Raw genomic sequence first — 25674 nt, 5'->3', positions numbered from 1 at the left:
CTATATACATCGGTAGAAGCACCGATCGAGGATCAGCGACCAGACTGTCGGACGTGCCCACTCCCGCGATCCTCTGGCTGCGCCGCGACCTGCGTCGCCACGACCATCCCGCCCTCGGCGCGGCGACCGCCGCGGCCGGCCGCGCCGGCGTCCTGCCGGTCTTCGTGATCGACCCCGTGCTCTGGGAGGGCGCCGGCCCGGTGCGCCGCCGCTGGCTCGCCGACACCCTCCGCACCACCTCCGCCCTGTATGACGACAAGCTCGCGATCCGGGTCGGTGACCCCCGGGACGTGCTGCCCGCGCTCGCCGCGGAGACCGCCGCGGGCAGCGTGCACGTCACCCGCGAGACCACTCCCTACGGCGCGCGCCGAGACGCGCAGGTGGCCGAGCGCCTGCGCGCCGCAGATGTCGATTTCACCCCGACCGGCACGCCCTACGCGATCGGTCCGGGCATCGTCCGCACCCAGGGTGGCACGCCGTTCCAGGTGTTCACCCCCTTCAGCCGCGCGTGGCGCGACCACGGCCGGCCGGCGCCCGCGCCAGACCCGAAACCCACTCTGCACGATGCCGGCACCGACCTTGCCGCCGACGAACTCCTCACCGCGGCAACGGATTTCGAGCTCGCCGAGCCACTGCCCGACGCCGGGGAGCCGGGCGCTCTGGCCCGCTGGGCGCACTTCCTCGACCGGATCGACGACTACGACACCGACCGCGACCGGCCGGATCTGGACGGCACGTCGCGGCTCTCGCCATACCTCAAACTGGGGGCGATCCACCCGCGCACGCTGCTGGCCGATCTCGCCGAGCAGCACGGACCGGGCGTCGACCGGTTCGTCACCGAACTCGCCTGGCGCGAGTTCTACGCCGACGTGCTGCACCACCACCCGCGATCGGCCTGGCACGACCTGCGCGACGGATTGCAAGGGATGGCCTATGACGATCCCGGGGAGGAGGTCGATGCGTGGCGAGAGGGCCGGACCGGCTTCCCGATCGTCGACGCGGGCATGCGGCAGCTGGCCCGCACCGGCTGGATGGCGAACCGCGCGCGGATGATCACCGCGAGCTTCCTGACCAAGGACCTGCACATCTGGTGGCCGGTCGGCGCACGGCACTTCCTGGACCACCTGATCGACGGCGACCTGGCCTCCAACAACCACGGCTGGCAGTGGGTCGCCGGCACCGGGACGGACGCCGCGCCATACTTCCGGATCTTCAACCCGGTCACCCAGGGCATCCGCTTCGACCCGGACGGCGCCTACGTGCGCCGCTGGGTGCCCGAGCTCGCGCACCTGCCGGGCCGGGCCGCCCATGAGCCGTGGAAGCACGACGACGGCTACGACCACGGCTATCCGGAGCCGATCGTGGACCACGCCGCCGAACGCCGCGACGCCCTCGCCCGGTATGACGCAGCGCGCCGCTGAGCTCAGCCGCGCAAACCCAGATAGTCCGTCATCGCCGCCAGTTGCTCGCGCCACAGCTCGTCCTTGTGCTCGATGGCGCCCTGGAACCGCCCGAACAGGTCGAAGCTCAGCGCCCCGAAGAGCTGCTCCCAGGCGATCAGGCCACGCAGCAGCATCGCCTCCGGCACCTCGCTGGTGCCGAGCTGCGCAAGCACGCCCCGCAGCTCGCCGGCCACCGGCTCGCCGATCTCGGCGTCGGGCACCGACCGCCCGGCGGCCGCCGCGTCGCGCAGGATCGTCACCATGGTGACCACCGGCCGGCTCGCCGGCTCGATGGTCGCGGGCGGTGCGGCATACCCCGGGACGGGACTGCCGTAGAGCAGTGCGTACTCGTGTGGGTGCTCCATTGCCCAGCCGCGGATGCCGTCGGCGAGCGCAATCCACCGCCCGGCGAAGTCGTCCCGGGGTGCGGCCGCCTCCGCTGCCTCCGCCGCCTGCGCCAACGCCTCGTAAGCGTCGACGATCAGCGCGGTGAGCAGGGCGTCCCGGCTGTCGAAGTAGCGGTAGACCGCCGACGACACCATGCCGACATCGCGCGCGACGGCCCGCAGCGACAGATCCGCGCCGTGTTCGGCGAGATGCGCCCGGGCGACCTGTTTGATGCGAGCGGTCGTCTCGACCCGCGCCCGGGCACGGATCCCGGTGCCTCGCACGTTCGTCATAAGCGACACCGTGCCACACGGCGCGGTGGGCACGCCGGCGCCGGACAGCTGATTGTCTCAACTCGGTAGCGAAGTCGAACATCCGACGAAACGCGCCGTACTCTGGCGGGCGGCAGCTCACCGGCATCGGACAGTGCCGTCCGATCCTCGAGCCCAAGACCCCAGAGAATTTTGCGAAAACGGAAGCACGATGACGAACGATGAGATGGCCGCCCGCGGCGTGCCGGAGCACCCGGCATACCTGCTGAGCGTCCGTGCCGAGGCCGATGGCACCGAGTCGGCGTGGCTGGACGACCAGCGCGTGATGGTGCCACCCGGCGTCGGCGTGCACCGGGCGCTCATCCAGGCGGCGCGTCAGCGCGCGGACGTCGACTTCCCTGGTGAGACGGTCCGGGTCGTCGGCACGACGCCGGACTCCCGTGCCTTTCACATGGCGATCGGGCCCGACGGGCGCGCGTGGGAGGTGCCGGAGCCGGAGCAGACGTATGACGCGCCGGCCCCCGCGGCGACCAGGCCGGGAGCCGTGTCGGCCTTCACTCCCATGGCCGGGTCACCCGAGCCAGCGGGGTCACCCGAGCCGGCGGGGTCGCGTGAGCCGGCCGGGTCACCCAAGCCGGCCGCGCCCGCCGACGACCGGGCGCCGGCGACGGCCGAGGCCGAGCAACCGGTCCCCGACGACGTGGCGCATGTCGCCGAGCTGCGCGAAAAGGACGGCCGGCTCACCGGCTTCGTCGACGACGAACAGCTCAGCCTGTTGCCCGATGACGACCCCTACGAACAGCTGCTGCGGGCGGCCCGTCGCAAGGCCGACACCCATTCCCCCGGTGCGACCGTTCGGGTGGTCGGCCGCACCCCGGACGGCCGCGTCTGGCACATCGCCCTCGCACCGGACGGCACGCCGCGCATCGTCCCGCCGATCGGCGGGCAGACCGGCGCGACGCCGGAGCCGAAGCCGGACCCGCGCCCGCCCGCCGACGCGACGGCAGCCGGCACGACGGCATCCGGCACGACCGCGGCCGGCACGACACCGGCACCAATTCCCGCGTCCTTGCCGTCGAGCAGCGAGGAACCGCTCACCGACGAGGCCGGCCGCGTCATACCGACCACGACGACGCATTCACCGGCGCCGCGGGACTACCGCCCGGAGGCGACCGAGCCGATCCCGCGGGAGCCGGAGGGCCGCTCCGTGAGCGAGGCCCCGGCGGATCAGGACGAGTCACGGATGTCTCGTCGCGGGCTGCTCGTCGGCGGGGCGGGCGCTGCGGTGCTCGTCGCCGGCGGGGCTGCCGCCTTCTTCGCCACCCGCGGCGGCAGCAAGCCAACGCCCACCCCGGCCCCCACCGGCACCGCGATGCCGGCCGGGGTCAACGCACCCGCCGGCCTGCCCAACAGTTATCTCTGGTCGGTCGCGGGGGTCTCGGACGTCGCACCGGAGATCGTGGTGACCGACGACCAACTGATCTGCACCATCGACAACGACGCGACCGGCGGCACACAACTGGTGTCGATCGAAGCCGGCACCGGAAAGCAGCAATGGAAGTCGGACCTGCCGGTGGACGCCGTGATGACCGCCGGGCCGGCCCGAGCACCGATCGACGGGGTGCAGTCGGTCGTCGTGGTGACCCAGTCGCAGATCCTCGCCTGGCCGATGACCGGCGGCAACCCCAAGACGTGGCCGGTCGAGCAAAACTGGAACACCGCAATCCTGTCCAGCGGCGTGGTCACCACCAAGCCGAGCGACAAGGGCAGTGCCTATGTGCTGCACCGCGGCCAGTTGAGCAAGCGCACGCTGCCCGACAACGCCAACCCGGTGGCGCTGCTGACCGACGGCACCATGGTCGCGACCGACTCCCGGGGCCAGGTCTGGCAGGTCAAGGACGACAAGACGGCGCCGAAACCACAGAAGCTGGCGGCGCCGGAGGGCACCAGTCCCGGCACGTTCGTCGCGGCGACCGCGGGTCAGTTGATCAACGCATTCGTGCCCAAGGACAACCCGCAGGCGTCGATGCTGCGCTCGTTCACGCTGCCGACGCTGCAGCCGCGGATCACCACCGAGGCCTTCCGACCGGCAATCTTCCCGACCAACTTCATGCTCGCGCCGGACCAGAGCTGGGCGGTCGCCGGCAACGCGTGGGTGGACATGAGCAACGGTCAGTCGCACGTCATCGCCGCGCAGTGGTCGCCGATCGCGGTGTCGCAGTACAACTCCTGGAGCAAGTCCGGCGACAACGTGCTCACCGCCGACGGCAAGGGCAAGTCGCTCGGTGCGGCGGTCGACCGGGGCGGCCAGGTCGCCACCCCGCACGGCGGCACCCGGAAGGTCGCCTACTGCGTGGCGTCGGTCGGCAGCGACACCACGCTGTATGCCGTGCCGTTCGCCGGCTGACCGGCGCCGAGCGCAGCCCGCCCCCACCGGCCCGCCAGTGACGGTTTCCGCACCGATCGACGGCACGATCGGACCGTCGGTCGGCAAGGGAGTCCTCGCTCACCGATCGCTGCCCTGGACAATGGCCGGGTGCTGACCGTCCTGCTCCTTGCGGTCGCGGTGCTGCTCACCTGGCCGGTGCCGCGGTTGCTCCCCCGGGTGCCCGCGCTGGAGCGGGTGCCGGGCCCGGCTTTGCTGTTGTGGCAGGCGGTTTCACTCTCAGCGGTGTTCGCCGCGATCTGTCTCGCCCCGCTCGCGGTGCTGCAGTTCGTGCGAGACGGCAGCTCGATCCCGCACCCGGCCGCAAACCTGCCGATGCTCGTGCTCGGCCTGGCGATCTCCGGACTGGTGCTCGGCCGGCTGCTTGTGCAGGGCCACCGCATCGGCCGCAACCTGCGCGCCGCACGTCGCGAGCATGCCGAGCTGGTCGACCTGCTCGGCGAGCCGGCGCAGCCGGTCGCCGCGGGCTCCCACGGGCCGCTGACCGTGCTGGCCCACCCGACACCGACCGCCTACTGCATCCCCGGGCGACGGACTCGGGTGGTGCTGACCGATGGCACGATCCGGGCACTCCCGGACGAAGAGCTCGCGGCCGTGCTCGCCCACGAACGCGCACATCTGCGCCACCGCCACGACCTCGTGCTGGAGTTCTTCACCGTGCTGCACACGGCGGTGCCACGGGCGGTCCGTAGCGACCGCGGGATCGGCGAGGTGAAGCTACTGATCGAGTTGCTGGCCGACCGTATGGCGGCGCGCGCGGTCGGGCCGGTGCCGGTCGCCCGAGCGCTGGTCGAACTTGCCGGTGGCGCTCATCCGGATGCGACACTCGGCGCCGGTGGCGGCGCAGCCGGGCGACGGCTGGAACTGCTCGCCGACCCGAAGCCACACCGGATGCTGGCCGCCGGGACACTCGCGGCCGCGGCGCTCGTCATCGTCATACCCGGGGTGCTGGCATGGGGCGCGCTGCTCGGAGTCGGCTGACCCGCGCGTCCGGATGTCAGGTCCGGTTGCGCCGCTCGACCTCCTCCAAACCGGCACGCAGGGCGTCCCGATCCTCGGCCGACGCGTCTTCCAGGAAGTGCAGCAACACCGCGCGGCGGTCGTCCGGGGTGAGCGACTCGAGCCCGGCGTGCAACGTGTCCGCCGTCAGCTGCTCGCGGGAGGCGACCGGCCGGTAGTGCCAGGCACGGCCCACCCGCTCCCGATCGACCAGTTGCTTCTTGGCGAGCCGGTCGAGCACGGTCATCACCGTCGTGTAGGCCAGGTCGCGGCCGGCGAGGCGCTCCTGCACCTCGCGCACCGACAGCGAGCCGTCGTCCGGCAGCTGCCACAGCTGATCCATGACAGCGCTCTCCAACTCGCCCAACGAGGGCACCGGTCGCCGCTTCACGACGTCACCGTAACCGGTCGGGCGGCGGAGTCCTCAGCCTGTATGACGACGACCCGGTCCGCGCCGAATTCGCCTGTCGCCTGGTGTGTTACAGCGATCACAGTCGCGCCCGCGGTGGCGGCGTGCAGGTCACGCATGACCGCCCGGGCGGTCGGTGAGTCAAGGTGCGCTACGGGCTCATCGAGAAGCAGCACAGGCCGCCCAGAGAGGATTGCCCGGCCGATCGCGAGCCGGGCCCGTTCCCCGCCACTCACGCCGCGCTCCGGTCCCAGCTCGGTGTCGAGACCGGCCGGCAGTGCCGCGAGCCACCGCCCGAGCCCGGCGTCGACCAGCGCGGCACCGAGCTGCCCGTCGGTCGCGTCGGGCCGCGCCAGCAACAGGTTGGCTCGCACGGTGCCGGTGAAGACGTGTGGCTCGTCGTCGACCAGTGCAATGGACGACCGCACCGGGTCCAGGCCGAGCAACCGCACGTCCCCTCTGCCGAACCGGTAGCTGCCGCGCGCCGGGTCGAGGTGGCGGGCGAGCACCGCGAGCAGGGTCGACTTGCCGGCGCCGTTGGGTCCGGTGATCGCAAGGCGTTCGCCAGGATCGACATGCAGCCGGTCGAGTCGCAGATCCTCGGTGTCACCGACCCAGGTGGCTCGAATGTCCTTCAATGCCAATGCCGGTCGTGTCGGTATGTCGCCGGCGTCCGCAATCGACGGCAACTCGTGCACCGCCGGCTCCTGGCTGGTGAGGCTCTTCAGTCTGACGCGAGCGTGCCGGCCACGGGCCGCGGCGCCGACCGCGTCCGGCAGCGTGGCGAGCAGATCGGCCAACGCGAGCGGGCCGAGCACCAGCAGGGCCGCGATGGGTGCTTCGATGCGCCCGGCGTCGTAGGCCTGCCCGGCAACGACCGCCATCACGACCGCAGCAGCCCCGGTCAGCAGCGTGCTCAGACCGATCCCAATGGCTCGTCCGCGAGCCTGTCGTCCGGTAGCGCGCGCCGCACCCGCATCGGCGGCGGCGAGTTGTCGCAGGTAGCTCTTACCGGCCGAAATCGCTTGTACGGCGGCCAGATTGGACACGATCAGTTGCGTTGCCCGGTGCACCTCGCCGCGGGTGCGGAGGGCGTGACCCTGCCCGTCATACTCCAGTCGGTGGTCGAGCCAGGCGATCGCGCCGGCGACCGCCACCACTCCGGCGAGGACCAGTCCGCCGAGCGGCAGCAGTGCGGTGGCGATGCCGATCGCGAGCAGCGATGTCAGCGCGGCACCGAGCAGCGGCACCAGCGCCCGCACCTGCACGTCGACCTCGTCGTCCAGGTCGCTGACCGCGCCGGTGAGCACATCGGCGCGCCGGCGGCGGCCCAATCGCGCTGGGGTCAGCGGGATCAGCGAAGCGAAGAGCACCGCGCGACGCCTGGTGAGGTCGCCGAGTGCGGCGTCGTGCGACCGGACGCGTTCGTAGTAACGCAGCACCGGTCGGCCGATGCCGAAGGCGCGCACGCAGACGATCGCGACCAGCAGACTGAGCACGGGCGGCTGGGTGCTCGCCTGGACGATGAGCCAGCCGGACGTCGCCGTGAGCGCGACGCCACAGGTCGAGGCGAGCGCGCCGACCAGTGCGGCACGGAGCACGCCCGGCGCCGGACGCCAGAGCGAGCCGGTCGGCGTCTCCGGCCGTTGCCCGGTCGGCTCGGCGGTCACGGCCGCCGACGGTGTGCCGGCCGGCGCGCGTTCGGCAGTGCGAGCGGCAGACTCGTCGGCCTCGTGTGGTGCCAACTCGACCACCTCGTCAGCGAGCTCCTGCAGTCGCTCGCTGTGCGTCGCGACGACGACGATCCGGTCCGCGGCAAGGCGGGTGATGAGCTCGTGGACCGTGAGCGCCGACGTGTCATCGAGGTGGGCAGTCGGCTCGTCCAGGAGTATGACGGGAGCCCCGGACAGGTCGGCCCGCACCAGTGCGAGCAGCGCGCGCTGACCGGCCGACAGGCCGAATCCGTCGTCACCGAGCGGAGTTTCGAGCCCGAGCGGAAGCTCCCGCAATGGCTCCGGCAGCCAACCGGTGCCGGCCGGGAGGTCGTGCACGCCGTCGGCAGCGGTCAGGTTGTCGCGCAGCGTGCCGGGCGCGACGAAGGGGCGCTGGGTGACGTAGTGGACTCGCGCGGAGCGGGAGACACTGCCGTTGGTCGGACGGCGAGTGCCGGCGAGCAGCTCCAGCAGCGTCGTCTTGCCCGCGCCGGACGGGCCGCGGAGCACCGTGAGCCCGGTCCCGAACCTCCGGCTCAGCCCCTCGATGACCGGCGCCGTAGCACCCGGATAGCGATAGCCGAGTCCGTCGACCCGGAGCGCCAGGTCGCCGATCGCGGCAGGTGACTGCTGGCTGCCGTCGACGAGCAGGTCGTCCAGCGCCTGCACGCCGTCGGCTGCCGAGTGAAACTCCTGCCCGACCCGGCGGATCGGCCAATACGCCTCCGGCGCAAGCAAAATCGCGACCAGACCTACCTGCAGGTCCATGCCGCCGTGCACCAACCGCAGCCCGACGGCGACGGCGACGATCGCCACCGAGATGGTGGCGAGCAGCTCGAGGGCCGCCGTGCTGAGGAAGGCCGTGCGCAGCGTCCGCACCGTCGCACGCCGGTGCCGCTCCCCGACCGCGCGCACCACACCGACCTGGTGTTCGGCGCGCTGATAGCCGACCAGGGTAGGCAGGCCGCGCATCACATCGAGGAAATGACCTGTCAATCGGTCGGATTCGCGCTGCTTGTCGGCCGTCTGCTCCCGCGTGTGCTGTCCGATGAGCGCCGCGAAGAGTGGCAGCAGCGGAAGGGTGAGCAGCACGATCAGTGCGCTGATCCAGTCGGTCACCGCCAGTGCGATCAAGGCGAGGACCGGCACGACGGTCGCCGCCACCAGCGTCGGTAGATACCGGGCCACGTAGGGCTCGACGGCGGCCGCGCCACCGGTCGCCCGGGTGAGCATCTGCTGCTCGCTCGGACGATCGTCCGCCGGCGCACGCAACCAGGCGGCGACTGCCCGCCGGCGCAGCAGTGCTGCTACTCGCGAAGCCGCCCAGGCCGCAACGCGTTCCGCCATACCGCCCGCGAGGCCGCGTGCTCCGAAGAGCAGCAACACCGCCGCTGCGGGTGCAACGGGCGAGTCGCGGCGCACGACGGCGACGACGAGGGCCGCGACCGCGAACGCCTGGGCGACGGCCAGTGCGCCCTGGACCACGCCGAGCGCTGCGAGGGCAGCCAGGGGCCGTCGCGTGCCCGGCTCGGCGCGCAACACCCGCGAATCGAACGGCCTCATGCGTGCGGCTGTGCCTCGACCGGCGCCAGCGGGTCGCCTTGCGGCTCAATGTTGGCCGGTGACAACCGCTTCCGGAAGACCCAGTAGTTCCAGGCGCTGTAGAGGATCGCGATCGGCAGGAAGACCACCGCGGCACCGGTCATGATCTGCAGCGTCAGGTGCGTGCTGGCCGCCTCGTGCACCGAGAGGCTGTAGGCCGAGTTGGTGGTGCTCGGCATGACATCGGGATAGACGGCCAGGAAGTAGGTCGCAGCGGTCAGCCCGATCGCGAAGAACGTGCCCAGGAAGGCCCAGCCGTCCCGTCCGGCGCGGTCGGCGAGGGCCGACGAACCGAGCGCGAGGAGCGCGACCACGGAGGCCGCCCAGGACCAGACCGTCCCGGTGTGCACGTTCGCCCAGATCAGCAGCGCCGCCAGCAAGACCCAGGCGACCGGACCGAAGCGACCGGCGAACTTCCTTGCTGCCTCACGGATCTCACCGGTCGTCTTGAGTGCCAGGAAGAATGCACCATGAGTCAGCGACAGGGCCACGAAGGTGATGCCACCCAGAATGCTCATCGGGCCGAGCAGGCTGAAGAAGTTGCCGGTGAAGTCGCCCTGCGCGTTGATCGGGACGCCGTGCACGAGATTGGTCAGCGCGATGCCCACCAGCAGCGGCGCGAGCAGTGAACCGCCGATGATCGCGGCGTCCCAGCGGGCCCGCCACTGGGCACTGTCCCGCTTGTAGCGGTATTCGAGGCCCATGTTGCGCAGGATCAGCACCACGAGCAGGACCAGCATCGCCAGGTAGAAGCCGCTGAACATCGTTGCGTACCAGGCAGGGAAGGCCGCGAACATCGCGCCCGCCGCGGTGATCAGCCAGACCTCGTTGCCGTCCCAGAACGGACCGATCGTGGTCAGCATCAGGCGCCGTTTGTCGTTGGTCTCGGCCTCGGTCTCGCCGCGGCCGATGATCGCCAGCAGCATGCCGACACCGAAGTCGAAGCCTTCCAGGACCAGGTAACCGGCCCAGAGGATGGCGATCGCGATGAACCAGAGCGTTTCGAGTGACATTGCGAATCTCCCCGTTCCTTCAGTAGGAGAAGGCCAACGGCTCGTCCTCGGCCGTCTGCTTCGTCGGGTGGTAGGGGTCGGCACCGCGGCGGGTGTAGTCGAGGAAGAGCTTGACCTCGACGACGGCCAGTGCGGCATAAAGGAGCGTGAAGACGACCATCGAGGTGATCACGGCGCCGGCCGAGTTGCCGGACACTCCGGTGGCGGTGGTCATGACGCCGTAGACGAGCCATGGTTGTCGGCCGGTCTCGGTGAAGATCCAGCCGAAACTGTTGCCCAGCAACGGAAGGAACGGCGTCGCGATCGCGGCCCAGACCATCCAGCGCGGGATGGTGTCGCGGCGCTTGCGGGTGAACCAGAGGGCGAGCACCGCGACCGCGCACGACGCCATACCAACACCGATCATCAACCGGAACGACCAGTAGGCCAGCGGAATGTTCGGGGTGAAGACCGCGTCCGGCGGCTGCACGTAGCGCAGCGGCTCCTGTCTGGCCTGCGCCTCCTGGGTGATCTGCGCCGGCAGCTCCCGTTTGAGGTCGTTGATGCCCTCGACCTTGCCCTGGAACGAGCCGGTGCCGAGGAAGCTCAGCAGACAGGGGACGGTGATCGCGTAGCGCTCCTTCTCACCGTTGAGCGAGCCGACAGTGAAGATGGAGAACTCCGCGCAGCTGTCGCGGGTGGTGTAAAGCGCTTCTGCCGCAGCCATTTTCATCGGCTGGACCTCGGTCATCACCTTGCCCTGGGAGTCGCCGGAGATCGCGACGCCCAGACCGGCGACCAGCGTGACGACCGCGCCGACCCGCGCCGCCTTCCGGTACATGCCGCGGTCCTGCTGGTGCTTGCGCATGAGCCAGAGCCCGATGCCGAGCACTACGGAGCCGCCGACGAGGTATGCCGAGGCGAGCACGTGCGGGAAGGCAACCAGCTGCACCTTGTTGGTCAGCACGGCCACGAAGTCGGTGAGTTCGGCGCGCCCGGACTGCGGGTTGTAGCGCCAGCCGACCGGGTGCTGCATGAACGAGTTGGCCGCGAGGATGAAGTACGCCGACAGGACGGTGCCGATGTGCACGATCCAGATGCAGGCGACGTGGACCTTCTCCGGCAGTCGCCCCCAGCCGAAGAGCCAGAGGCCGAGGAAGGTGGACTCGAGGAAGAACGCGAGCAGTGCCTCGAACGCGAGTGGGGCACCGAAGATGTCACCGACGAACTTGCTGTACTCCGACCAGTTCATCCCGAACTGGAACTCCTGCACGATGCCGGTGACCAGTCCGAGCGCGAAGTTGATCGTGAAGAGCTTGCCGAAAAACTTTGCCAGCCGGAGCATTTCGGGCGTCCGAGTGCGCAGGTACCACGTGTGAAACCCGGCCACGATCGCCGACAGCCCGATGGTGATCGGCACGAACAGGAAGTGGTACACGGTCGTGATGGCGAACTGCCACCGCGCCAGGTCCAAGGCGTCCACGCTGGCTCCCCTTCATCTACTACTCATTGTCGTAGTAGATGCTACTACCTGAAGTAGTAGTGCGTGCACGATCGGGCTGAACTGTTCGCAAACACCGCGGGGCCCGGGCCGACGAACGGCCCGGGCCCGCGGCTTGGGTGGACGGGGCTCCCGTCATACGGATCAGAGGACGTCGTGCCCCGGGTGCGGCTCGGACGGGACGGTGCCGAGCTTGCCGGCCTGGAAGTCCTCGAACGCCTGGACCAGCTCGTCGCGGGTGTTCATCACGAACGGGCCGTATGCCGCAACCGGCTCGCGGATCGGCTGGCCGCCCATGATGTAGAGCTCCAGGCTCGGGCTGCGCGACTCCTGGCTGTCGTCGGCGGCGAACTCGATGACATCACCGGCGCCGAAGACCGCGAGCTGACCGGACTCGATCGGACGCCGCTCGGTGCCGACGCTCCCGCGGCCGGCGAGCGCGTAGACGAGCGCGTTGAAGTCCTTGCGCCAGGGCAGCTGCACGCGGGCACCCGGGGCGACGGTCGCGTGGATCACCGAGATCGGGGTGTGGGTGACGCCGGGGCCGGAGTGGCCGTCGACGTCACCGGCGATGACGCGCAGCAGGGCGCCGCCGTCGTTGCTCGACAGCAGCGAGACCTCCTTGCTGCGGATGTCCTGGTAGCGCGGGTCGGACATCTTCTGGGTGCTGGGCAGGTTGACCCACAGCTGCAGGCCGTGGAAGAGCCCACCGGACATGACCAACTGCTCCGGCGGCTTCTCGATGTGCAGCAACCCCGAGCCGGCGGTCATCCACTGGGTGTCGCCGTCGGTGATGCTGCCACCGCCGCCGTGGCTGTCCTGATGCTCGAAGACGCCGTCGATCATGTAGGTGACGGTCTCGAAGCCGCGGTGCGGGTGCCAGGGCGTGCCCTTCGGCTCGCCGGGTGCATATTCGACCTCGCCCATCTGGTCCATGTGGATGAACGGGTCGAGGTCGGCCATCGAGACGCCGGCGAAGGCGCGACGCACCGGAAAGCCTTCGCCCTCAAAGCCTTTGGGGGCGGTCGTGACCGACCGCACCGGCCGATCGACTGCGGTCGGCGCCGGGGTCGACACGCGGGGCAGGGTCAGGATGTTCTCGACTGTGACAGCAGGCATATCGGCCACAACTTCCTTCAGATTTGAATTATTCCCGTAGGTCGTCGAGCAATCGGGTGAACACCCGGTCCAGCACCGTGAGTTCGTCATCGGACAGATCGTCGAGGAAGAGGCTGCGCACCAGCGCGAGGTGCGGGCGGCCGGCCTGCTGGAACGCCGTGCGGCCGGCCGCGGTGATGCACGCCCAGTTGACCCGGGCGTCGTGCTCGTCGCGCCGGCGACTGACCCAACCGCGCCGCTCCAGCACGCCCACCTGGTAGGTGAGCCGGCTGCTGGAGAAGACCATCGCGCGGGCGAGTTCGCCCATCCGCATCCGGCCGTCGGCCTGCACAAGGAGCAGCAGCAGGTGGTACTCCAACAGCGACATACCCGAGTCGGCGCGCAGCTGCTCATCCAACCGGGTCTGTAGCAGGATGCTCGACTCGAAGTAGGACCGCCACGTGGTCGTTCTCGACTGTGCCATCGATTCGAAGCCTAGCTTCAAATTTGAGAGTTAGCCTGTATGCCGTGACAACTCTCGAACGCCTGGAAGCGCGCGAGGTGCCGCTCGGCGGCCTTCGCGCGATCTTCGTGCAGCGCACCCTGCCGCACCGCGACCGCACCCTCGTCGGAGCCTGGTGCTTCGCCGATCACTTCGGCCCGTCGACGACGCCGATGGACGTGCCGCCGCACCCGCACTGCGGATTGCAAACGGTGACCTGGCTTTTCGACGGCGAGATCGAGCACCGCGACAGCGCGGGCAACACGCAGCTGGTGCGACCGGGCGAGGTCAACCTGATGACCGCCGGCAACGGCATCAGCCACTCGGAGGTGTCGCGTGCGGGGTCGCTGCGCGGCGTGCAGTTGTGGGTCGCACAGCCGGATGCGACCCGCGACAGCGAAAACGGCTTCGACCATTTCGTCACCGCGGTCACCGAACTTTCGGTGCTGGCCGGTGGCGCGACGGCCCGGGTCTTCGTGGGGTCACTGTGTGGTGCCTCATCGCCGGTGCGGACATTCAGCCCGCTGGTCGCGGCCGAGCTGCACCTCGAGCCGGGCACGGTGCTGGACCTGGAGGTGGACCCGGACTTCGAGCACGGCGTGATCGTCGACGACGGCGAGGTCACCCTCGCGCCCGGAGACGCGAGCGAGGACGAGGCGCTGCTGCTGGAGCGCACCGAGCTCGGCGTGGTCGAAACCGGCCAGACATTGCTGCGACTGACGTCGGGCGACGAACGCGCCCGCGTCATCCTCATCGGCGGCACGCCGCTCGACGAGGACATCATGATGTGGTGGAACTTCGTGGCCCGCAGTCACGAGGAGATCGTCGCCGCGCGAGACGAATGGCAAGCCGACACAGGGCGATTCGGCACGGTCGAGGGGTATGTCGGCGAGGTCGATCGCATCCCCGCGCCCGACCTGCCTGCGGTGCGCCTCAAGCCACGCAAGGGCCGTCGGCGGTCGGCGTGATCCTGGCCTGACCTGGACCTGATCTCGATACGGCCAGCCCGGCTCGATCAGCATCGGGGTTGGTCGAGTAGCCGGGCGCCGGCGAGCCTGCGAGCCGACGGCCGGCGTATCGAGACCCCCGTCATACCCCTCAGGTCAGCCGGTGCTCCGGGGACTTGGTCTGGGCGGGGTCGCGCTGGGCGAGACCGCCGATGGCGTTGTCGATGCGGCGCAACGTCTCGTCGTCCAACTTGACCCCGGACGCCTTGACATTGTCGGTTACCTGCTCGGGCCGCGAGGCGCCGATGATCGCGCTAGCGACATTGTTGTTCTGCAGCACCCAGGCCACCGCGAGCTGCGCCATCGTGAGTCCGAGATCCTGCGCGATCGGCGCGAGTTTCTGCACGCCGGTGAGGGTTTCGTCGTTCATGAACCGCGAGATCATGTCGGCGCCGCCCTTCTCGTCGGTCGCGCGACTGCCGGCCGGCGGCTGCTCACCCGGCTTGTACTTCCCGGTCAGGATGCCCTGCGCGACCGGTGACCAGACGATCTGGGAGATGCCGAGCTCCTCGCTGGCCGGCACCACCTTCTCCTCGATGACCCGCCACAGCATGGAGTATTGCGGCTGGTTCGAGATCAGTTGGAAACCAAGCTCTTTCGCGAGCGTGTGCCCGGCCTTGAGCTGATCGGCGGTCCACTCGCTGACCCCGACATACAGCACCTTGCCTTGTCGGACGAGGTCGGCGAAGGCCTGCATCGTCTCTTCGAGCGGAGTGTCGTAGTCGTAGCGATGCGCCTGGTAGAGGTCGACGTGGTCGGTGCGCAGCCGGCGCAGGGAGCCTTCGATCGACTCCATGATGTGCTTGCGGGACAGACCGGTGTCGTTGGGGCCCTTGGGGCCGGTCGGGAAGTAGACCTTGGTGAAGATCTCCACGCTTTCGCGCCGTTCACTGGCGAGTGCACCGCCGAGCACAGTCTCCGCCGCGGTGTTCGCGTAGACGTCGGCGGTGTCGAAGGTGGTGATGCCGGCGTCGAGCGCCGCGCGCACCGACCGCACCGCCTGCTCGTTCTCCACCTGCGATCCGTGGGTCAGCCAGTTGCCGTAGGTGATCTCGGAGATCTTCAGACCTGAATTGCCGAGGTAGCGAAAGTCCATGCTCCGCACGTTACGCCGCCGGCCGCAGCGACGGGCCGCGGGTTTGCGTCCGATCAGCGGCGGGCGATGACAAATCGGGAGTCGGCGTTGAACCGCTTTGTCAGTCGGTCGAATTCACGCCCGTAGCCGTCTGCGACCGCAGCCGCCGTCTGGGTCTGCACCTGCCAGCCGTGGTCGGTGAACCATGCGCCGGGGTCGGTGCGTTCGCCGGTGTCGAGCAACTGTTTCATGTCCGCCCCGAGTTCTTCGGACAGCCGCACGAGCTCGGGGTCGTCGAGTTGCCCGCTGAGTGTCGTGAAGTCCTCCACGGCGACCCGGGAGCCGGGTGCCGCGAGCTTGTCGATCGTCGAGAGCAGGTCTCGCTCCGCCTCGGTCGGCAGGTAGGCCAGCAACCCCTCGGCCAGCCATGCCGACGGCAACGACGGGTCGAATCCGGCCTCGAGCAGCGCCCCGGACCAGTCGTCCCGCAGGTCCACCCGTATCACGCGGCGGTCCGTGGCGGGGCTGGCGTCATACCGATCGAGCACGAGGTCCTTGAAGTCGAGGACTCTGGGCTGGTCGATTTCGAAAACGGTTGTGCCCGTGGGCCATTCCAGGCGATGTGCCCGGGTGTCGAGCCCGGTCGCCAGGATCACCACTTGCTGCGCACCGGCCTCGGCGGCCGCCAGCAGGGTCTCGTCGAAAAGACGTGACCGGACCCCCATGTAGGTCGACATCATCTGCCATGTCGCGGTGAGCGAGGTGTCGGACGCCGGCAGCGGCCTGGTTGGCAGCGGTTTCGGCGGGCGAGCTGCCGCCACGAAGCGCTCAGCCCACGGATCGTCGACCAGCCGATCGGGGCGATGCGATTCGACCGCCCGGCCTGCGGCCACGATGAGGGCGGTGAGCCCGACCCCGCTGATGATGTCCCACTCGTCACGCGCACTGTTCGCCATACATTGATCGTCTCTTTTGTTACCGAGGGGTAGCTATCCCGTGCGACCCAAGAAACGGTCAAGATTCGACAGGTACTTCGCCTCCCCGGCGTCAGGCCGCCGCGTGGGTGTGGCCGGGCATGCGGCCGTCGGTGAGGTCCCAGGTCACGCCGTCGGGGCGGACTTGTGCGGTGAACCCTCGGCGGTGGACTTCCTGGTGATGTCGGCAGCAGAGCATGGCGGAGTTGGTCAGGCTGGTTTCGCCGCCGGCCCACCACGGCGTCACATGATGGACTTCGCAGAAACCCGGTGGCCGATCGCAGCCGGGGAAGGTGCACCCGCCATCACGTATGAGCACGGCCGCGCGTAACCCCTTGGTGACCAGGCGTTCTCGCCGGCCCACATCCAACGGTTGACTCGGCCCACCCAGCACTGCGGGGATCAGGTCCGCGTCACACGCGGCCCGCCGGGCCGCTCCCGCGTCGAGGACGTCACCGGTCGGGGTGGTCGCCCCACCGATGCCGTCGGTGAGCGACTTGAGGTCCATCGTCAGCAGGACCGTGGCCGCCGACCCCACCGGTACCGCTCCACCATCGGCGACGCGTGCGCCAGCGGTCACCAACTCGATCAACGCGTCGGCACGGCGTTTGCCCGGGGTGCGGTCATCCCGCACGGTCTTACTGGCACCGGTGGCCACGGTCGGGTCACCGGCACCGGGCGTCTGGTCTGCGGTGGCGGGTCGGGGTGCGGAGCCGACGGTGATCGCCGCCTTCACCACCGCAGCATTCGCCGGCGCCAACTCAGCCACCAACCGCGTCATCCCCGTGGCCGTGGTGCCCCAGGTCAGGGTTTCGACCTGCTCGAGTTTCGCGTCCTGCGCCGACAACGCCTCCGATGCGTAGGTAGCCAGGAGCTTCCGCGTCAACGCCTGCACACCCTTGACCCCGAGCGACGGATCGAGTTGCAGGAACCACGACAACACCTCACCCCGGTCCGCGGACGGCACCACGGGCGCGACCTTGTCCGCATGGGTCAACGCGGCCCGCGCCGTCGACACCGTGCACGACCCGCGTGCGACGGCTGCCGCGATCACCGCGTTCTTCGGTTCCCGGCACGCCTCCGCCACCACCGCGATCGACTTCGCCTCCACCGGTTCAACCGGCACCCCAGCCGCCGCGGCGTGCCGGCATACCCACTGGGTGGTGTTCGCTGCCGTCGAGCCCGCGACCGTGCCCCGGTCGACCGCATCCGCGGTGACCACCGCGGCAACCTGAGCCGACCGCCCGTGCAGCCGCAACAACACTTGCGTCAACAACTCCAGTTGCGCGTCGCCGAGCTGATGGACGACGTCCGGCACCTCATCCAGCAACGCCGCAAGCTCCCGCACCCGCTCCAGCACGACCGGCCCACGACCCGGCTCAACCGGCACCCGCACCGCCCCGGCAGGCACGTCCGGACGCTCTGGCACGTCCGGAGGCTGCGGCAGCGGCAAGGCAGAATCGAGAGACATAGGCTCGAATCTCCTTCCGCCGCAGTGGTTTTCGTCGTGGTGATCATCATAACGTCGACCACCGACAACGGAGCGCGCCCGAACGCAACTGCTGGGGATGGAGCGAGCATCCGCCCGCCCGCGCCGCTGCCCAAACGAGTCGGACAATGCCGCGACGTCGATGTCGTGGATCGCGAGCTGACCCACGAACAGACTCGCAGCTAGTCGCCGAAGCCCCGCACATCGACCGGCCGAGCGAGGAACAGCTCAGGACGCCTGCGCGTCGGCGAACTCCAGGACCGGGTCGTGGTGGTTGTGTTCGTACGCCTTGGCCTTCGTCTTCGCCGTCAGCGCGGCCCACTGCGCGGGAATGGTGTCGAAGCCGAACTTCCCGCGGGCTTCCGCCGGGGTGTAGACGACCTTCTCGACCGGGTCGATGTCGCGGAAGACGGGCGTCAGCACCGGACGGGTGCGGGGTGACAGGAAACCGATGACGGCGAGCTTCACCCGCGGGCTCCAGTTGGCTACGCGCACAACGGGTTTCGTCGCCGCGGTGATCACCGCATCGGTGACTCGACTCTGCGGAGTGCCACCGAGGTCGCGCATCCACCGCGGGAAGGTCGAGATGACCGCGCGGCTCATGAAGGCGTTGATCGTCCAGCGGATCGCGTAGGGCACCGAATGCGGGATCGAGTGCAGCTCCATGTTGGCGAGGAACTGGAACATGTCGCGTGCCAACTCGGATCCGACAAGTTGCGGGCGATAGTCCTCGAAGTATTGCCGGATGCCTTCGCGGCTGCGCGGGACGCGGTCGGGGTCAATCGTCTGGAACTCCGCGGCGAGCGCGCACTCCTGCCAATAGCGCGCCTCGTCCTCGGCGGAGAGCTTGCCCGGGCCGAAGCGCTCGTAGGTGTAGAGGATCGAGTGCCACGCGGTCAGGTGGATCCACAGCTGCGACTCTGGGTCGTTGGCGTCATACCGCTTGCCGGTCACCGGGTCGGTGCCGATCGCCCGCGAGTGCACCTTGACCAGGATCTCGGACGCCTTCAGCACCGACTGGGCATCGCCGAAGATGACGGTGGCGAAGTACTGCAGCGTGCGGTCGTAGCGCAGCGGGGTGCGCTGCTTGACCTGTCCGCTCTCCTGCACCGATGCGACAAGCAACGGATCCAGCTCCTCGATCGTCACCGCACGGGAGAAGCCGAGCCAGAACGACGTCGGATAGGACCAGACCTTCCACGACACGGAGTCTGGACCGAAGAATCCCCAATCCTGAGCCTGCGCAGACTTTTTCGCGTGCCGACCACGGCGAAGCCGGTCGGTGAGGGCAGTGGTGCGTCGCATGGTGGTCTCCGGGGTCGGTGATTGCTATGTGACGCACCTTACACGGATCACTTTACAAATTGAACCAGTTTGTAAAGTGATCCGTGTTTGCGGGCGTCAGCGCACCCGCGCCGGCAGGTGCTCCCAACCACGCAGGACTCGGGTGGGCCGACGCTTCGCACCGGCCAGCAACTCCACCTGCGTGAACCGGTCGTAGAAGGACCGCAGCGCGACCTCGCCCTCCATGCGGGCAAGCGCGGCACCGAGGCAGAAGTGCCGACCCGCGGAGAACGACACGTGATCGCGCGCGTTCTCCCGCCGTACGTCGAAACGATCCGGGTCGCTGAAGACCTTCGGATCGCGGTTGGCCCCGGCAAGCACGGTCATGATCACCTGCTGGCCTTTAACCGGCACGCCGGCAATCGTGGCGTCGCGCACCACCTGGCGGCCGGTCAACAGCACCGGCGGAGCGAGACGGAGGATCTCGTCGACCGCGTTGGGCCACAGCTCCGGCTCCGCCCGCAGAATCTGCAGCTGGTCAGGATGCTCGTCGAACAACCGAATCGCATTGCCCAGCAAGTTGACCGTCGTCTCGAACCCTGCCCCGAGCACGAGGCCCGCGGTCGACTTGAGCTCCTTCTCGGTCAGCTGCTGTCCTTCGTCGCTGGCCCGGACCAACTGACTGAAAAGATCAACGCCCGGCTCCCGGCGGAGACGCACGAGATGCTCGCCGAGCCAGGCGTCGAAAGCGTCGAGCGCGAGCTCAACAGTGCGCAACTCGCGCCAGCCGAGGCCCATGTCGAGGCTGGCCGCGGCTGCGGTGCCCATCTCCAGCACGCGCCGCCGATCGCTCTCCGGCACACCGAGGACATCGGCGATCACCTGCACCGGCAGTTGCGCGCAATAGGCGTCGACCAGGTCGACCTCGCGACCGGCTGGGATGGCGTCGAGCAGTGCGGCCGCGAATTTCTCGGTGCGGTCCCGCAGCTGGTCGACGGCCCGCACGGTGAAGACCTTGGTGACCAATTTGCGGTAGCGGGTGTGGTCCGGCGGCTCGGTCGCGAGCATCGACGGCGGTTCAACCGGATGTATGCCGGGACGCGCCGCCCAGCCGAGCGCGCGAGTCAACATGCTCTCGTCACCCAGACCGATGCCAGCGCGAACATCGTTGCTGGACAGCACTTCTCGCACGGCTGCGTGATCGACGGTCGCATAGCCGATCCGTGATCTCGCCATCGGCCCTTCGGCGCGGATCTGCTCGAAGATCGGCACGAGCTCGTCGGTCGAGTCCGTCTTTGCCCGCGTCGCCAACTGACCTTGCAGATCGCCGCGTCGCGCGCCGATCCGCATGAACGTGCCAGGCAAGGCGTGCCCGATACCCCAGCGGACGCTGCGTCGTACCTCGTCGATCGCGGTCATCACGTCTCCCAGCTTTACGACAGGTGTAGTTACCCAGCCAGGTTAGGTGATCTGGATCACCACCGCCAGCGGTGTCAGGAACTGGCAGCCTTCATCTCGTCCTGCACGACCCACTTGTGATTCTTCATCGTCATGCCGTTCATGTCGTAGTCGACGGCATACACCGGCTCGGTCGTGGACCCGGCGATCGTGGCCTTCGCACCGTCCATGCCGGGCATGTGGTCGGTCGCGAGCGTGACCTGCGTGCCGTCGGCGAGGCGGCCGGCCCCAGCACCCTTGAGCTCCTGCTGCACGACCCACTTGTGATCCTTGACCGGCGCACCACCGGTGGTCGGCGTGTAATTCACCGCGTAGGTGTTGGTGGCATAGACGCCGACAACCTTCGCCTTGGCATCTTTCATGCCGGGCATGTGGTCCGCAGTCAGCACGACCTCGCTGCCGACCGGAAACTTAGGATTTGCAGCGGCTTTCATGCCCTTCGGCACCGAGCCGCCGTCCATGCCATGTTGCATGCCTGCCATCGACGAGGCTGACCTCATCGGCGCCGATGACTCGGCACCGGCCCCTCGACCGCTCGAACATCCGGCGACAGCCACCACTCCGGCAACACTCGCGATCGCGCCAAACTTCGTCCAGGTGGTCCTACGCACAGCAACTCCTCGGATCGTCGAACGGACGATCCGTGTATACCACTTACCCCTATGGGGTATGACGGGAGCTTCTCACATGCGGACGGCGATCGCGCCGATCAGCAGCACTGCCAACGAGATCGCCAGCTTGCCGGCGAAGACCCAGACCAGCCCGGTGACGCCACCGTGCGGACGCGCCGCTTGCTTCGGATCGCGGATGCACTCAAAGACGGCATACGCCAGCACCCCCAGGCCGAGGGTGAGACTGCTGAGCCAGAACCAGAACCATCGGTTGCCGCGCCTCGGTTGATATCCGAACACGATCGCGGCGATCCCGAAGGCCCAGAAGCCGACCCCCAGCCAGCGCGGCACCGACGGGATGTCGAGTCGTCGGTCCGGGGCGCCCTGCTGGACCATCCACTGATCGAGGACACGGCCGGCATCGCCGTTGGTCTGTGGTGCGGACTGCGGCTCAAGGGGCTGCACCAGGTCGGCACCATCTGCCCAGTAACGCTGACCGCTGGCGTCCTGCCATTCGATGATCGTGCCCGCAGTGCCGGTCATATTGCCCATGCCCTTGCCCGGTCCGAATCCGGTCGAGGACAGCAGGCCGTCGGGTGCGCGCGACGAGCGGTCCCATGCCTTGACGTCGCCGCTGCTCACCGCATTACGCAGGTCGCCCGCGGTCTCTTCGTGGGGCGCCGACCAGAGCGTGACGCCGAACCACGCAACCCACATCGCGACCAGGAACACCCCGAGCAGGTGCCGCTGGGAACGCCACCAGCCCGGTGCAGCGTGGCTCAAGTGGCCCGGCGTCGGTTGTGCCGGTGTGAGTTGTGGCGCTGTGTGCTCCCCCATGGGCGGAGTCTCCCACCGAGGACGAGTCTGCGCCATACCCCTATCAGGCGCGCCGGCGGCTTGCCGTCGCGATATCGGCCAGCCCGACGAGCAGCGACGCGGCAACGAATGCGGCCACGCTGATCAGGCCGTGCACCAGGGCGGTGGAGAAGTCGGGGCGACCGCCGTCGGCGAGCACACCGTAGAAGACGCTGCCGGTGATCGCGATGCCGGCGGCCGATCCGATGCGCTGGCCGGTCTGCAGCACACCGCCGGCGACTCCGGCCTGGCGCACCGGCACCTCCGAAACGGTCAGCGTGAGATTCGGACTGATCACCAGGCCGCTGCCGAGGCCGCCGATGAGCATGGGCAGGGCGCCCGCCCAACCGAGATCGCTGCTGCGCACCTGACCGGCGACGATCGCCAGCGCGATGGTGCCGACGAAAATCCCCACGAGACCGACCACCACGAGCGGACGACCGTACTTGGTCACCAGCCGGCCGCCGAGGGCCGCCGCGACGGCGGATCCGACCGCGAACGGCGTTGCTGCCAGCCCGGATTCGAGTGCGCTGTAACCCAGGCCCTCCTGCAGCGTCTGTGCGTAGATGAAGAAGATCCCGGTGAAGCCGGCGAAGTAGAGCGTGCCGAGCGCGACACCGAGCGAGAAGCTGGACCGCTGGAAGAGCCGGAAGTCGACGACGGGCACATTGCCGAGCCGGCGATACCGGCGTTCCCACCAGATGAAGATGCCAAGCATGATCGCGGCGGCGGGGAAGAGCAACAGCCGGGCGTTGGAATGCCACGACTCCTGCTCGATGAAGGGCAGGATCACCAGCAGCACCGCGAGACCGAGCAGCACGACGCCGACCGGATCGAGGTCGTCGCGGCTGCGCTCACCGCGGGCCCGCTTGTGGTGCGGCACCCAGCGCAACGCAAGCAGGATCGCGAGAGCCCCGATCGGCAGATTGACGAAAAACACCGAACGCCAACCATTCTCGGTGCCGAACAGCTGGATCAGCAGACCGCCGGCAAGCGGACCGATCGCGGTCGAGATGCCCACGGTCGCACCGAAGAGACCGAATGCCTTGGCGCGCTCGACGCCCTGGAACATCGACTGGATGAGTCCGCTGATCGTTGGACTGACGAGCCCTCCACCAAGGCCTTGTATGACGCGGCCCACGACCAAAAGGGTTGCGTTGGGCGCAAATCCGCACGCCGCACTGGCGAGCGTGAAGACCGCGAGCCCGACGATCAGGGTCGGGCGTCGACCCCGCGCGTCGCCGATGCGACCGGCCGGCACGAGGAGCAGACCGAACGCGAGGGCGTATCCGGAAACCACCCAGGACAGCGCGTTCGGTCCCGCGCCGAGGCCTTCGCGAATGCTGGGCAGGGCGACGTTGACGATGCTCACGTCGAGCAGGGTCATGAAGCCGGCAACGAGGCAGACGGCGAGTGCCCGCCAACGGTTCGGGTCGGGTGCTCTGGTCGCTGCTCCCGCAGCCGTCTGCTCAGTTGTCATCGATCGACAGCCTATGACTGATACCTACCTGGCGTAGAGGGGTCCTTCAGGCGGCACGCAGCAACGCCAGCGACGCTGGGAGGCATGAAGCTGATGGACCGAGTGCTCTGGTCGATCCGGGAACGGCAATACCCGATGCCGGAGGCAGACTGGACGACCGGCGACCTGCTGCGGCAGGCGACCTACACACTGGAGTCACTGACCCGAAGTGGCATCCTCGACGACGAACGCACCGCTCTGCACGAGCTCATCGGCACGCTCTGCGAGCAGGACCTCGAGTCGCCGATGCGCCCAGCCGACGCTGTGGAGTGGCTGCGCATCCGCGAGCTCGGGCACTGAGCCGACACCGCCGACCGGAGTCAGCTGCGGCTCCGGGTAACGAAGCCGATCAGGTTGCCGAACGGGTCGAGGACCTGTAGCAGCCGGTCGCCGTTGAAGACGGTCTTCGGACCGCGATTCGTCCCCGTCGCGGGAGTCGGTCGCCTCGGCGCCGCGCTGACCGAGCACCGTGTCCCGTCAGTCGTGCAGACGATCCCGGGCGCCCGTCACGCGAAGGGTTACCAGGCCGACGCACTGCCGGTCACGCTCGCCTGGCTTGCCGGGCAACTCGGCTGATCCCGCGACGGTAGCCGGAGCGGGTCAGCGCAGCTTGCGCACCCGGTGCTTCAGCTGCAGCACGCGCAGGTAGCCGGGGATCGCGACGAGCAACACCCCGGCGACGAACGCCACGAGCAGCGCGACTGCAAGCGACACCGTCCCCTCCCAGCCGAAGAAGCTGACGGTGGTGCTCGCGGAGTTCTGCGACATGAAGATGACCATGAGGATCAACAGAATCGCCGCGATCACCAGGCCGGCGATGAATCCGCCGTGACCGCCGCGCTCGACGGCCCGGTCCTGCCGGAGGTCGCCCTCACGGACATCGCCGGCACGTTGCTCGGCTCGGCCGAGATCGGGCCGCTGCGGGTCGTTGTCGTAAGGGGTCGACATCGCCGAATTCCTCTCGTGTGCAACGGATCAGGTTTGCTGCCAAGCGTATGCGGCTCGGCTCACGCCGGGTGGGAACTGGCCCACTCGGGGTCCGTGCGGCGCGGCGCGAGGGGATCATCCGGATCATCACCCCGTGCCCGGCGCAGGGCGTCGTCCAGCTCGGTGAGCCGGTGGCCGTCGGCGAGCAGGTCGGCGCGAAAGTCGTCCTCGTGGGCCACCATGTCGTGGTGCAGGCTCTCGACGAGCGCCTCGACCGTCGGAGCTGGTACGTCGGTGATCAGGCCGGTGAGTTTGCCCACGACCGCAGTAGGGACCAGAGGCACCTTGACCTGCTTGCGGTCGATGTCGGCGTCGGCGGCAAATCTGTCGAGCAGCTCCGCGTAGGTGAGCACCTCGGGCCCACCGATGTCGTAGGAGCGAGAGCTGCCTTCCACCGAAAGCGCACCTACGAGCGCGGCGAGCGCATCGTCGACCGCGATCGGCTGCACTCGTGAGTCCATCCAGGTCGGAATCGCTTGCACGGGAAGGCGTTCGGAGATCTGCCGGACGATCTCGTATGACGTCGACGCGCTACCCAGCAGGATGGCCGCGCGGAGCGCGACGGTGTGGATGCCGGAGTCGGTGAGGATCTGCTCAACCTCACGACGGGAGGTGATGTGGTCGGACAGCTCGTCCTGGTCGTCGACATCGGGCACGATGCCGGACAGGTAGACCAGCCGCCCGACCCCGGCCTCGCGAGCTGCCTGCGCAAGGATCTGTGCGCTCTGCCGGTCCTTGGCGACGAAGTCGTCGCCGCCCATCCCGTGGATCAGGTAGTAGACGGCGTCGACGCCGTCGACCGCACTCGCCACCGAATCCGGGTCGAGTGCGTCCATCCGCACCACCTCGACCCGGTCCGACCACGGAAACCGGTCGGCGTCCTCATCGGGTAAGAACGCCGCGCGCACCTGGAGTCCCTCATCGACCAGTAGCGGGATCAGCCGGCCGCCGACGTATCCACTCGCACCGGTCACAAGCACGCCTTGACGCGTCTGGGCAGCCACGATCGAGACAGTAGAGCACCTCGCCGCCGCGCCGCCTCACCCCAACGGA

At 68.9% G+C, this 25674-nt stretch carries 23 protein-coding genes; 6 read left to right on the top strand and 17 right to left on the bottom strand.

The genetic code is table 11. The annotated features are described in order from the left end of the window. Positions 1 to 53 precede the first annotated feature (53 nt). Positions 54 to 1421 carry a cryptochrome/photolyase family protein gene (locus tag N2M23_RS01850; protein WP_265442860.1) on the top strand — a complete coding sequence of 456 codons (1368 nt, stop codon included), beginning with the start codon at positions 54 to 56 and terminating at the stop codon, positions 1419 to 1421. Positions 1422 to 1423: 2 nt separating this feature from the next. Here N2M23_RS01850 and N2M23_RS01845 read toward each other — a convergent pair whose 3' ends face one another. Beyond that, positions 1424 to 2122, bottom strand: a complete 699-nt coding sequence (locus tag N2M23_RS01845) for a TetR/AcrR family transcriptional regulator (RefSeq protein WP_265442859.1) — start codon at positions 2120 to 2122, stop codon at positions 1424 to 1426. A gap of 190 nt (positions 2123 to 2312) precedes the next feature. On the opposite strand from N2M23_RS01845, the gene N2M23_RS01840 reads away from it, so the two are divergent. Continuing rightward, entirely contained in the window at positions 2313 to 4508 is a 2196-nt protein-coding gene (locus tag N2M23_RS01840; protein WP_265442858.1) for a hypothetical protein, read from the top strand. 129 nt (positions 4509 to 4637) lie between these two features. Further along, positions 4638 to 5528 (top strand): M56 family metallopeptidase, encoded by an 891-nt coding sequence (locus N2M23_RS01835; protein ID WP_265442857.1) that lies wholly within the window; start codon positions 4638 to 4640, stop codon positions 5526 to 5528. A gap of 16 nt (positions 5529 to 5544) precedes the next feature. Here the strand turns inward: N2M23_RS01835 and N2M23_RS01830 are convergent, their stop codons facing one another. The 6 genes from N2M23_RS01830 to N2M23_RS01805 form a co-directional block, all read right to left on the bottom strand. After that, positions 5545 to 5937 carry a BlaI/MecI/CopY family transcriptional regulator gene (locus N2M23_RS01830; protein ID WP_265442855.1) on the bottom strand — a complete coding sequence of 131 codons (393 nt, stop codon included), beginning with the start codon at positions 5935 to 5937 and terminating at the stop codon, positions 5545 to 5547. Continuing rightward, positions 5934 to 9230, bottom strand: coding sequence for a thiol reductant ABC exporter subunit CydC (gene cydC, locus N2M23_RS01825; protein ID WP_265442853.1), 3297 nt, complete (start codon positions 9228 to 9230; stop codon positions 5934 to 5936). Before cydC ends, N2M23_RS01830 begins: the two co-directional genes overlap by 4 nt. After that, positions 9227 to 10282: a cytochrome d ubiquinol oxidase subunit II gene (gene cydB / locus N2M23_RS01820; protein ID WP_265442851.1), complete on the bottom strand. Its 1056-nt coding sequence runs from the start codon at positions 10280 to 10282 to the stop codon at positions 9227 to 9229. The genes cydC and cydB overlap by 4 nt, the downstream gene beginning before the upstream one ends. Positions 10283 to 10301: 19 nt before the next feature. After that, positions 10302 to 11744, bottom strand: a complete 1443-nt coding sequence (locus N2M23_RS01815) for a cytochrome ubiquinol oxidase subunit I (protein ID WP_265442850.1) — start codon at positions 11742 to 11744, stop codon at positions 10302 to 10304. 162 nt (positions 11745 to 11906) lie between these two features. Beyond that, positions 11907 to 12881 (bottom strand): pirin family protein, encoded by a 975-nt coding sequence (locus tag N2M23_RS01810; protein ID WP_265442849.1) that lies wholly within the window; start codon positions 12879 to 12881, stop codon positions 11907 to 11909. Positions 12882 to 12909: 28 nt separating this feature from the next. Then, a complete protein-coding gene (locus N2M23_RS01805) occupies positions 12910 to 13344 on the bottom strand; it encodes a MarR family winged helix-turn-helix transcriptional regulator (RefSeq protein WP_265442848.1) in 435 nt (144 codons plus the stop codon). Positions 13345 to 13388: 44 nt separating this feature from the next. Between N2M23_RS01805 and N2M23_RS01800 the strand changes: the two genes are divergently transcribed. Further along, positions 13389 to 14330: a pirin family protein gene (locus tag N2M23_RS01800; RefSeq protein ID WP_265442847.1), complete on the top strand. Its 942-nt coding sequence runs from the start codon at positions 13389 to 13391 to the stop codon at positions 14328 to 14330. 130 nt (positions 14331 to 14460) lie between these two features. Here the strand turns inward: N2M23_RS01800 and N2M23_RS01795 are convergent, their stop codons facing one another. The 8 genes from N2M23_RS01795 to N2M23_RS01760 all read right to left on the bottom strand — a co-directional run bounded on the left by N2M23_RS01795 (position 14461) and on the right by N2M23_RS01760 (position 23595). After that, positions 14461 to 15465 (bottom strand): aldo/keto reductase family protein, encoded by a 1005-nt coding sequence (locus N2M23_RS01795; RefSeq protein ID WP_265442845.1) that lies wholly within the window; start codon positions 15463 to 15465, stop codon positions 14461 to 14463. Between the two features lie 53 nt (positions 15466 to 15518). Next, the gene (locus N2M23_RS01790) at positions 15519 to 16400 is read right to left on the bottom strand and encodes an SAM-dependent methyltransferase (protein ID WP_265442844.1); all 882 of its coding nucleotides are present in this window, start codon (positions 16398 to 16400) and stop codon (positions 15519 to 15521) included. Positions 16401 to 16491: 91 nt separating this feature from the next. Next, positions 16492 to 17889: an HNH endonuclease signature motif containing protein gene (locus N2M23_RS01785; RefSeq protein ID WP_265442842.1), complete on the bottom strand. Its 1398-nt coding sequence runs from the start codon at positions 17887 to 17889 to the stop codon at positions 16492 to 16494. Positions 17890 to 18135: 246 nt separating this feature from the next. Continuing rightward, the gene (locus N2M23_RS01780; protein ID WP_265442840.1) at positions 18136 to 19212 is read right to left on the bottom strand and encodes an oxygenase MpaB family protein; all 1077 of its coding nucleotides are present in this window, start codon (positions 19210 to 19212) and stop codon (positions 18136 to 18138) included. 96 nt (positions 19213 to 19308) lie between these two features. After that, positions 19309 to 20610: a cytochrome P450 gene (locus N2M23_RS01775; protein ID WP_265442838.1), complete on the bottom strand. Its 1302-nt coding sequence runs from the start codon at positions 20608 to 20610 to the stop codon at positions 19309 to 19311. 74 nt (positions 20611 to 20684) lie between these two features. Next, complete coding sequence (locus N2M23_RS01770) at positions 20685 to 21131, bottom strand: YdhK family protein (protein ID WP_425270170.1); 447 nt, start codon at positions 21129 to 21131, stop codon at positions 20685 to 20687. 201 nt (positions 21132 to 21332) lie between these two features. Continuing rightward, positions 21333 to 22097, bottom strand: coding sequence for a hypothetical protein (locus N2M23_RS01765; protein WP_265442836.1), 765 nt, complete (start codon positions 22095 to 22097; stop codon positions 21333 to 21335). Between the two features lie 43 nt (positions 22098 to 22140). After that, on the bottom strand, positions 22141 to 23595 hold the full coding sequence (locus N2M23_RS01760) for an MFS transporter (protein WP_265442834.1): 1455 nt from the start codon (positions 23593 to 23595) through the stop codon (positions 22141 to 22143). 84 nt (positions 23596 to 23679) lie between these two features. On the opposite strand from N2M23_RS01760, the gene N2M23_RS01755 reads away from it, so the two are divergent. After that, complete coding sequence (locus tag N2M23_RS01755) at positions 23680 to 23934, top strand: hypothetical protein (RefSeq protein ID WP_265442832.1); 255 nt, start codon at positions 23680 to 23682, stop codon at positions 23932 to 23934. Positions 23935 to 24027: 93 nt separating this feature from the next. Continuing rightward, complete coding sequence (locus tag N2M23_RS01750) at positions 24028 to 24210, top strand: hypothetical protein (protein ID WP_265442830.1); 183 nt, start codon at positions 24028 to 24030, stop codon at positions 24208 to 24210. 24 nt (positions 24211 to 24234) lie between these two features. Here N2M23_RS01750 and N2M23_RS01745 read toward each other — a convergent pair whose 3' ends face one another. Together N2M23_RS01745 and N2M23_RS01740 are read right to left on the bottom strand one after the other, a co-directional pair. Further along, entirely contained in the window at positions 24235 to 24582 is a 348-nt protein-coding gene (locus N2M23_RS01745; protein WP_265442828.1) for a LapA family protein, read from the bottom strand. Positions 24583 to 24641: 59 nt separating this feature from the next. After that, positions 24642 to 25625, bottom strand: a complete 984-nt coding sequence (locus N2M23_RS01740; protein WP_265442827.1) for an NAD(P)H-binding protein — start codon at positions 25623 to 25625, stop codon at positions 24642 to 24644. Positions 25626 to 25674: the final 49 nt, after the last annotated feature.

This window comes from Flexivirga meconopsidis, assembly GCF_026162425.1.
Lineage (GTDB): Bacteria > Actinomycetota > Actinomycetes > Actinomycetales > Dermatophilaceae > Flexivirga > Flexivirga meconopsidis.
The sequence above is the reverse complement of the archived record's forward strand: the minus strand, read 5'-3'. Positions and strand labels throughout refer to the sequence as shown.

Bases quoted from the DNA above. Each gene is read 5' to 3' on its own strand.
- N2M23_RS01845 (WP_265442859.1), bottom strand. From the start codon at position 2,122: ATGACGAACGTGCGAGGCACCGGGATCCGTGCCCGGGCGCGGGTCGAG.
- N2M23_RS01840 (WP_265442858.1), top strand. From the start codon at position 2,313: ATGACGAACGATGAGATGGCCGCCCGCGGCGTGCCGGAGCACCCGGCA.
- cydC (WP_265442853.1), bottom strand. From the start codon at position 9,230: ATGAGGCCGTTCGATTCGCGGGTGTTGCGCGCCGAGCCGGGCACGCGA.
- cydB (WP_265442851.1), bottom strand. From the start codon at position 10,282: ATGTCACTCGAAACGCTCTGGTTCATCGCGATCGCCATCCTCTGGGCC.
- N2M23_RS01810 (WP_265442849.1), bottom strand. From the start codon at position 12,881: ATGCCTGCTGTCACAGTCGAGAACATCCTGACCCTGCCCCGCGTGTCG.
- N2M23_RS01805 (WP_265442848.1), bottom strand. From the start codon at position 13,344: ATGGCACAGTCGAGAACGACCACGTGGCGGTCCTACTTCGAGTCGAGC.
- N2M23_RS01795 (WP_265442845.1), bottom strand. From the start codon at position 15,465: ATGGACTTTCGCTACCTCGGCAATTCAGGTCTGAAGATCTCCGAGATC.
- N2M23_RS01790 (WP_265442844.1), bottom strand. From the start codon at position 16,400: ATGGCGAACAGTGCGCGTGACGAGTGGGACATCATCAGCGGGGTCGGG.
- N2M23_RS01785 (WP_265442842.1), bottom strand. From the start codon at position 17,889: ATGTCTCTCGATTCTGCCTTGCCGCTGCCGCAGCCTCCGGACGTGCCA.
- N2M23_RS01780 (WP_265442840.1), bottom strand. From the start codon at position 19,212: ATGCGACGCACCACTGCCCTCACCGACCGGCTTCGCCGTGGTCGGCAC.
- N2M23_RS01775 (WP_265442838.1), bottom strand. From the start codon at position 20,610: ATGACCGCGATCGACGAGGTACGACGCAGCGTCCGCTGGGGTATCGGG.
- N2M23_RS01770 (WP_425270170.1), bottom strand. From the start codon at position 21,131: ATGGCAGGCATGCAACATGGCATGGACGGCGGCTCGGTGCCGAAGGGC.
- N2M23_RS01765 (WP_265442836.1), bottom strand. From the start codon at position 22,097: ATGGGGGAGCACACAGCGCCACAACTCACACCGGCACAACCGACGCCG.
- N2M23_RS01760 (WP_265442834.1), bottom strand. From the start codon at position 23,595: ATGACAACTGAGCAGACGGCTGCGGGAGCAGCGACCAGAGCACCCGAC.
- N2M23_RS01755 (WP_265442832.1), top strand. From the start codon at position 23,680: ATGAAGCTGATGGACCGAGTGCTCTGGTCGATCCGGGAACGGCAATAC.
- N2M23_RS01745 (WP_265442828.1), bottom strand. From the start codon at position 24,582: ATGTCGACCCCTTACGACAACGACCCGCAGCGGCCCGATCTCGGCCGA.